The 8,033-nt window shown below is 71.4% G+C and carries 7 protein-coding genes and 1 pseudogene; 3 read left to right on the forward strand and 5 right to left on the reverse strand.

Translation table 11 applies throughout. The annotated features are described in order from the left end of the window. Positions 1 to 229 precede the first annotated feature (229 nt). The 3 genes from thpR to ACH4ZX_RS39890 all read right to left on the reverse strand — a co-directional run bounded on the left by thpR (position 230) and on the right by ACH4ZX_RS39890 (position 2,904). Positions 230 to 802, reverse strand: coding sequence for an RNA 2',3'-cyclic phosphodiesterase (thpR, locus tag ACH4ZX_RS39880; RefSeq protein WP_398283781.1), 573 nt, complete (start codon positions 800 to 802; stop codon positions 230 to 232). A gap of 281 nt (positions 803 to 1,083) precedes the next feature. Beyond that, on the reverse strand, positions 1,084 to 2,439 hold the full coding sequence (locus ACH4ZX_RS39885) for an MFS transporter (RefSeq protein WP_398283783.1): 1,356 nt from the start codon (positions 2,437 to 2,439) through the stop codon (positions 1,084 to 1,086). A 27-nt stretch (positions 2,440 to 2,466) separates the two neighbouring features. Next, positions 2,467 to 2,904 carry a MarR family transcriptional regulator gene (locus tag ACH4ZX_RS39890; RefSeq protein WP_351893530.1) on the reverse strand — a complete coding sequence of 146 codons (438 nt, stop codon included), beginning with the start codon at positions 2,902 to 2,904 and terminating at the stop codon, positions 2,467 to 2,469. A gap of 154 nt (positions 2,905 to 3,058) precedes the next feature. On the opposite strand from ACH4ZX_RS39890, the gene ACH4ZX_RS39895 reads away from it, so the two are divergent. After that, positions 3,059 to 3,241, forward strand: coding sequence for a ribbon-helix-helix protein, CopG family (locus ACH4ZX_RS39895; RefSeq protein WP_324783433.1), 183 nt, complete (start codon positions 3,059 to 3,061; stop codon positions 3,239 to 3,241). Between the two features lie 70 nt (positions 3,242 to 3,311). Here the strand turns inward: ACH4ZX_RS39895 and ACH4ZX_RS39900 are convergent, their stop codons facing one another. Next, a complete protein-coding gene (locus tag ACH4ZX_RS39900; protein WP_398283786.1) occupies positions 3,312 to 4,763 on the reverse strand; it encodes an NCS2 family permease in 1,452 nt (483 codons plus the stop codon). Positions 4,764 to 4,886: 123 nt separating this feature from the next. Between ACH4ZX_RS39900 and ACH4ZX_RS39905 the strand changes: the two genes are divergently transcribed. Continuing rightward, positions 4,887 to 5,264, forward strand: a complete 378-nt coding sequence (locus tag ACH4ZX_RS39905; protein ID WP_398283788.1) for a DUF2530 domain-containing protein — start codon at positions 4,887 to 4,889, stop codon at positions 5,262 to 5,264. Positions 5,265 to 5,378: 114 nt separating this feature from the next. Beyond that, positions 5,379 to 7,775: an HAD-IC family P-type ATPase gene (locus ACH4ZX_RS39910; protein ID WP_398283790.1), complete on the forward strand. Its 2,397-nt coding sequence runs from the start codon at positions 5,379 to 5,381 to the stop codon at positions 7,773 to 7,775. Positions 7,776 to 7,787: 12 nt separating this feature from the next. Here ACH4ZX_RS39910 and ACH4ZX_RS39915 read toward each other — a convergent pair. Further along, positions 7,788 to 8,033 (reverse strand): annotated as a pseudogene (locus ACH4ZX_RS39915) (hypothetical protein); the annotation flags it as partial.

Below are 8,033 nucleotides of genomic sequence, written 5' to 3' on the forward strand. Positions count from 1 at the left end.
CCCCGCCCCCCCCGCTTAGACACCCCACCCATCAAGAGGGAGGCCGCCTCACGGGACTCCGCGCAATTTGAACCCGGCCGGCCCCCGGTGGGGGGGTGGGGGGGGGGGGGGGGCGCGGGGCGCCCCCCCGCGGCTACCTGACGGCCGCCGCGACGGCCACCACCACGAGCAGGAGAACGAGCGCACCGGCCATGATCCGGTTCCGGGTTTTCGGGTCCACGCGACGAGCCTAACCGGCCCCGCCGAGCGGCCAGCAGGCGACCGCCTCGTACCGCGGCTGTTCGCCCGGCATGCCCGACCGGGGCAGGTTGCTGCGCACCAGCGCCAGCTCCGCCACCGTCCAGGTGCGGCTGGTGAACCCGCGCAGGGCCGCCACGTACGGCCGCACGTCGACCGTCTCCCGGCCGCGGGCCACCGTCAGGTGGGCCTTGTAGTGGCGGTGCTCCTCCATCGGCAGGCCCGCCTTGCGCGCCGCCGCCTGCGTACGGCCGGCCAGCACGCGCAGGGTGTCGAGGTCGCCCGCGGCGCCGGTCCACAGGGCGCGCCCGCGCCCGAACTGGCCGCCGCCGTGCAGCGCCAGCGGGAACGGGCCGGTGCGGTGGGCCGCGCGCTCCAGCCGTACCGACAGGGCGGGGACGACGTCGTCGTCGACCTCCCCGTAGAACGCGAGCGTGAAGTGCCAGGCGGGCCGGCCGGTCCAGCGCAGGCCGTCCGCGCCGGGCAGCTCCTTCAGGGCGGCGACCTCAGAGGCGAGTTCACCGGCGACCTCGTCCGGGGGCACTACGGCGGTGAAGAGTCTCATACCTCCAGACTGGCACCGCCCCAGGCAGGTCTCACGCCCCCTCCGAGCCTGGCACCGCCCCCGACGCGCATCACGCTCCCAGCCGGACACCGTGCCCGACGCGCATCACGCCTCCAGCCGAACACCGTGCCCGACGCGCATCACACATCCAGCCGACACCGTGCCCGACCGAGTCTCACGCCTCCAGCCGAACACCGTGCCCGACGCGCCCCACGCCTCCCACCGGACACCACCCCCGACCGAGTCTCACGCTCCCAGCCGGACACCGCCCCGACGGAGTCTCACGCGGCCCGCGCCAGTTCCTCCCGCCGCTCGCGGGGCACCAGGCCCAGGCGCGGGTGACCGTGGTTCCAGCCCATCGACAGCCGCAGGTTGCCGATGCGGGCCAGCACCAGGCCGATCCCGGCCGCCGCGGCCGCGGCGATCACGCCGCCGACGGCGAGGCCCGCCCGGACGCCGTAGGTGTCGGTGATCCAGCCGGCGATCGGCGCGCCCACCGGGGTGCCGCCCAGGAAGACCATCATGTACAGCGCCATGACGCGGCCGCGCATGGCCGGGTCGGTGGTGAGCTGGATGCTGGAGTTGGCGGTGACGTTGACCGTCATGCCGAACATCCCGATCGGGGCCATGAGCAGGGCGAACAGCCACAGGGACGGCGCCGCCGCGGCCACCAGCTCCATCGTGCCGAAGGCCACCGCCGCCGCGATCAGCACCCGCATCCGGGCGGTGCCCCGGCGGGCGGCGAGCAGGGCGCCGGCCAGCGAGCCGATCGCCATCAGTGTGTTGAACAGGCTGTAGGAGCCGGCGCCGACGTGGAAGACGTCGTCGGCGAAGGCGGAGAGGTAGACCGGGAAGTTGAAGCCGAAGGTGCCGATGAACCCGACCAGGACGATGGTCCAGATCAGGTCGGGGCGGCCGGCCACGTAGCGCAGGCCCTCCCGCAGCTGGCCCTTGCCGCGCGGGGCGCGCTCGACGACGTGCAGCTCACGCGCGCGCATCAGCAGCAGACCGGCGATGGGGGCCACGTAGGACAGGCCGTTGAACAGGAACGCCCAGCCGGTGCCCACACCGGTGATCATCAGTCCGGCGACGGCGGGGCCGACCAGGCGGGCGGACTGGAAGTTCGCGGAGTTGAGGCTGACCGCGTTCTGCAGCTGGTCCGGGCCGACCATCTCGGAGACGAAGGACTGGCGGGCCGGGTTGTCGACGACCGTGGCGAGGCCGACGGCGAAGGCGGCCACGTACACGTGCCACACCTGCACGTGACCGGTCAGGGTCAGCAGGGCCAGCACGATGCCGGTGACGGCCATCGCGGACTGCGTGACGAGCAGGGCGCGGCGCTTGGGCAGACGGTCGACGAGGACGCCGCCGTACAGGCCGAACAGCAGCATCGGCAGGAACTGCAGGGCCGTCGTGACGCCGACGGCGGTGGCGGAGCCGGTGAGGCTGAGGACCAGCCAGTCCTGGGCGATGCGCTGCATCCAGGTGCCGATGTTCGAGACGACCTGTCCGGCGAAGAACAGGCGGTAGTTCCGGATCTTCAGGGAGCTGAACATCGTGGAGCGGCGCTCGGGGACGGGCGGGGAGTCGGGGGTGGTCGGTGCGGGGACGGAATCTGCTCCGGGTCCCGTACTCAAAAGGGTTCGCCTCCTTGAGACTGCTGATTACAGGTGCGCGAGCTTCTCCAGCACGGGCGCGGCGGCGCGCAGTGCGGCCCACTCGTCCTCGTCGAGAGCCTCGACCAGGGTGGCCAGGAACGCGTTGCGCTTGCGGCGGCTCTCCTCGAGCATCGCCTCGGCCTGCTCGGTCTTGGTCACGACCTTCTGGCGCCGGTCCTCGGGGTGCGGCTCCAGGCTGACCAGCCCCTTGGCCTCGAGCAGCGCGACGATGCGGGTCATCGACGGCGGCTGCACGTGCTCCTTGCGGGCGAGTTCGCCCGGCGTGGCGCTGCCGCAGGTGGACAGGGTGCCCAGCACCGACATCTCGGTGGGGCTCAACGACTCGTCGACCCGCTGGTGCTTGAGCCGACGGGACAGCCGCATGACGGCTGAGCGAAGGGAGTTCACGGCGGCAGCGTCGTCGCCATGGCTTAGGTCCGGCATGTTCTTTAGCCTAAGTCATTACCCTGGCTAAAGACCATTGGGGGGACGGAGGAGCGCCGTGATTCCGGCCACTGTGCCATATGCGCCACTCGTTCGGGTGGCAGGACGCCGAACGCGGCACGCGTCGCCGGTCTCTGCCGCGACCCTTTGCGTCATGGAGACCAGCGTGCTCAGCCTGCGCATCGACGCAGAGCTGCTCGAGCGGCTCCGGCAGCATGCCGCCAGAAGAGGAATGAGCGTCCAGGACTACGTGGTCCGGACGCTCATTCGCGACGACTTCGACGAGCGGTTCCAGACCGCCGTCGAGGAGACGGAGAAGTTCTACGGGGTCACCTGAGCCCGGCTCAGGACGGGCCGGGCACAGCTCAGGTGACGGCGAGCGCGGCTCAGGTGGCGCCGAGCGCGGCTCAGGTCAGGCCGAGCGCGGGCATCAGGTAGTAGAAGCCGAACACCGCGGCGACGACGTACATCGGCGCCGGCACCTCCCGGCCCCGCCCGGCCACCAGGCGCAGCAGCACGAAGGTGATGAAACCCATGCCGATGCCGTTGGTGATCGAGTAGGTGAACGGCATCATCACCATGGTCACGAAGGCCGGGATGGCGATCGTGTGGTCGGCCCAGTCGATCTCCCGGACCGAACCCGCCAGGATCAGGAAGCCGACCGCGAGCAGGGCCGGGGTGGCCGCCTGCGACGGCACCATCGTGGCGACGGGGGTCAGGAAGAGGGCCACGGCGAACAGCGCGCCGGTGACGACGTTCGCGAAGCCGGTGCGCGCGCCCTCGCCGACGCCGGCCGTGGACTCCACGAAGGCGGTGGTGGCCGAGGAGGAGCTGGCGCCGCCCGCGGCGACCGCGAGGCCGTCGACGAACAGGACCTTGTTGATGCCGGGCATCTCGCCCTGGGCATTGGTCAGCTTCGCCTCGTCGCCGACGCCCATGATCGTGCCCATCGCGTCGAAGAAGCACGACAGCAGCACGGTGAAGACGAACAGCACGCCGGTCAGCATGCCGACCTTGCCGAAGCCGCCGAACAGGCTGACCTGGCCGATCAGGCCGAAGTCGGGCGTGGCGACCGGGTTGCCCGGCCACTTCGGGGTGGTCAGGCCCCAGCTGGGCACCGTGGCGACCGCGTCCACGACCACCGCGAGGACGGTCATCGTGACGATCGAGATCAGGATCGCGCCGGAGACCCGGCGGACGATGAGCGCGAGGGTGAGCAGCGCGCCCAGGATGAAGATCAGCACCGGCCAGCCGTTGAGGTGGCCGTCGGCACCGAGCTGCACGGGGACGGTGGTCTGGGCGGCGTCCGGAATGCGGGAGACGAAGCCGGAGTCGACCAGGCCGATCAGCATGATGAACAGGCCGATGCCGATGGAGATCGCCTTGCGCAGCCCGTAGGGCACCGCGTTCATCACGCGCTCCCGCAGACCGGTGGCGACCAGCAGCATCACCACGAAGCCCGCCAGCACGACCATGCCCATCGCGTCCGGCCACGACATCCGCGGGGCGAGCTGGAGCGCGACGACGGAGTTCACGCCGAGACCGGCGGCCAGCGCGATCGGGACGTTGCCGATCACCCCCATGAGCAGGGTGGTGAACGCCGCCGTCACGGCGGTCGCGGTGACCAGCTGGCCGTTGTCCAGGTGGTGCCCGTACATGTCCTTCGCGCTGCTGAGGATGATCGGGTTCAGCACGATGATGTACGCCATCGCGAAGAAGGTGGCGAAGCCGCCGCGCACCTCGCGGGCGAGCGTGCTGCCGCGCTCGGTGATCTTGAAGTAGCGGTCGAGCGCTCCGGTGGCGGGCGACTGCCCCGGCTCTCCGGGGGCGGGGACCTTGGCGGGGGCCGAGGTGGACATTGGATGTTCCTACGAGCAGAAGTGGACCAGCGCAAACCGTTTCAGTATGAACATATGATTCCGGTACCCGCCATCTCCGCGCGTAGACCTGATCGTTTCCGAAGCCGCCCGTAAGCTGTCCCCATGGCCGGTCTTTTCTCGGGAACCTTCCAGCACGAGGCGCCGGAGCCCCTGGAGGGGCCCGTGGTCGCCACCGTCACCGGTGGCACGATCGTCTGGTTCGTCCTCTTCCTGGTCCAGCTCCCCTTCTACGGCTGGTTCGCCGACCACGGCCACACCTGGTGGCTGTGGACCTGCCTGGCCGGCGGCGGCCTGGGCCTGATCGGCATCTGGTACGTCCGCAAGCGGGACGCCGCGATCAAGCGGGCCGCCGCGGAGCGGGACACGGCCGGGCAGGACGCGGCGGCCGGGCGGGACTCGACGGCCGGGCAGGACTCGACGGCCGGGCAGGACCCGGCGGCCGGGCGGAACGCGGCCGAGAAGGGCACGACGACGGCCTGAGGTCCTAGCCGTCCGTGCCCCGTACAACCAGGGCACTACCCGTGGTCCTCCCCAGGTCGGAACTTCCCCTCACTCGGCGGGTGAAGCCGTACGCGCGCACGTACCGTCGAAGACATGACGCACCTCGACGCGGGCGCCGGGTCCGGAGCGGCTCGTCCCCCCGCGGCCGGCCCGCCGGCGGTCCGCGGACTGAGCGCGGCGGAAGTCGCCGAACGGGTCGCGCGGGGGCAGGTCAACGACGTCCCGGTGCGCAGCAGCCGGTCGCCGGGCGAGATAGTCCGGGCCAACGTCTTCACCCGGTTCAACGCGATCATCGGCCTGCTGTGGCTGGTCATGCTGTTCGTCGCACCGTTCCAGGACAGCCTCTTCGGCTACGTCATCCTCGCCAACACCGGCATCGGCATCGTCCAGGAGTGGCGGGCGAAGAAGACGCTGGACTCCCTCGCCGTGATCGGGGAGGCCCGGCCCACGGTACGGCGGGACGGCGCCGCCGCCGAGGTCGCCACCTCGGAGATCGTGCTGGACGACGTGATCGAGATCGGGTCCGGGGACAAGGCCGTCGTCGACGGGGTGTGCGTGGAGGCCGACGGGCTGGAGATCGACGAGTCGCTGCTCACCGGCGAGGCCGACCCGGTGCCGAAGAAACCCGGCGACCGGGTCATGTCCGGCAGCTTCGTGGTCGCCGGCGGCGGCGCCTTCCAGGCGACCAAGGTGGGTCGCGAGGCCTACGCCGTCCAGCTCGCCGAGGAGGCCTCCCGCTTCACCCTGGTCCACTCCGAGCTGCGCAGCGGCATCTCCACGATCCTCAAGTACGTGACGTGGATGATGATCCCGACCGCGATCGGCCTGGTCGTCAGCCAGCTCGTCGTGAAGCAGCACGGCTTCAAGGACTCCGTCGCGCGGACGGTCGGCGGCATCGTGCCCATGGTCCCGGAGGGGCTGGTGCTGCTGACCTCGGTCGCCTTCGCGATCGGCGTGATCCGGCTCGGCCGCAGACAGTGCCTCGTGCAGGAGCTGCCCGCCATCGAGGGCCTGGCCCGCGTCGACACCGTCTGCCTCGACAAGACCGGCACCCTCACCGAGGGCGGCATGGACCTCACCGAACTCCGGCCGCTGCAGGGCGCCGACGAGACGTACGTACGCAAGGTGCTCGGCGCGCTCGGCGAGGCCGACCCGCGCCCGAACGCGTCCCTCCAGGCGATCATCGACGCCTTCCCCGACGTGGAGGACTGGCGCTGCACCCAGGCCCTCCCCTTCTCCTCCGCCCGCAAGTACAGCGGCGCCACCTTCAGCGAGGGCGACGGGCAGAGCAGCACCTGGCTGCTCGGCGCGCCGGACGTCCTGCTGGACGCCGACGACCCCGCCCTCGCCGAGACCGGACGGCTCAACGAGCAGGGCCTGCGGGTGCTGCTGCTCGCCCGCACCGACCGCGGCCTCGACGATCCCGGGGCCGTGCGGGGCGCCCGCCCCACCGCCCTGGTCGTCCTGGAGCAGCGGCTGCGGCCGGACGCGGCCGACACCCTGCGCTACTTCGCCGAGGAGGACGTGCGCGCCAAGGTCATCTCCGGCGACAACGCGGTGTCGGTGGGCGCGGTGGCCGCGAAGCTGGGCCTGAACGGCACCGTGGTGGACGCCCGCGGGCTGCCCGCCGAGCGGGAGGCGATGGCGCGGGCCCTGGACGAGGGCACGGTGTTCGGGCGGGTCACCCCGCGGCAGAAGCGGGACATGGTGGGCGCCCTGCAGTCCCGCGGGCACACGGTGGCGATGACCGGCGACGGCGTGAACGACGTGCTGGCGCTGAAGGACGCCGACATCGGCGTCGCCATGGGCTCCGGGTCGGAGGCCAGCCGGGCGGTGGCGCAGATCGTGCTGATGGACAACAGCTTCGCGACCCTGCCGTCGGTGGTCGCCGAGGGCCGGCGGGTCATCGGCAACATCACCCGGGTCGCCACGCTGTTCCTGGTGAAGACGGTCTACTCGGTGCTGCTGGCCCTGCTGGTGGTGTGCTGGCAGGTCGAGTACCCCTTCCTGCCCCGGCACCTGACCCTGCTGTCCACCCTCACCATCGGGATCCCGGCGTTCTTCCTCGCCCTGGCCCCCAACCGGGAACGGGCCCGGCCCCGCTTCGTGCGCCGGGTCATGCGGTACGCGATCCCCGGCGGGGTGGTGGCCGCGGCCGCGACCTTCGCGACGTACGTGATCGCCCGGCACCACTACACGGGGCCGGGCTCGCTGGAGGCCGAGACCAGCGTCGCGACCCTCACCCTGTTCCTGATCTCCATGTGGGTGCTGGCGATCGTCGCCCGCCCCTGGACCTGGTGGCGGCTGACCCTGGTCGTCTCGATGGCCGCGGCGTTCCTGCTGGTGCTGGCGGTGCCGTCGCTGCAGCACTTCTTCGCGCTGAAACTGGTCGGCCTGCGGCTGCCGTGGATCGCGGTCGGCATCTCGGTCGTGGCGGCGGCCGCCCTGGAGGCACTGTGGAAATGGGCCGGCCGCCGCTTCCCCGCCTGAGGGAGCCGGACGCTACTTCACGTCGACGTAGTCGGCGGTCGCCGAGACGGCCGACGTGGTGGTGGTGCCCGCGAAGCTGAAGCGCCAGTAGCCGTCGTACTGGGCGGTGGCGGTGGCCTTCACGTTGCCGTACGCGTCCGAGTAGACCGTCTTCAGCGTGGTGTACGTGGTCGTGCCGGCCTTGCGGAACTGGAGCTTCACCGGCTGCTTGGTGTAGCCGTGGTACTTGTTGTCCTCCCAGTTGGCCCGGGACAGCTT

Source organism: Streptomyces sp. NPDC020490 (assembly GCF_044335305.1).
GTDB lineage: Bacteria > Actinomycetota > Actinomycetes > Streptomycetales > Streptomycetaceae > Streptomyces.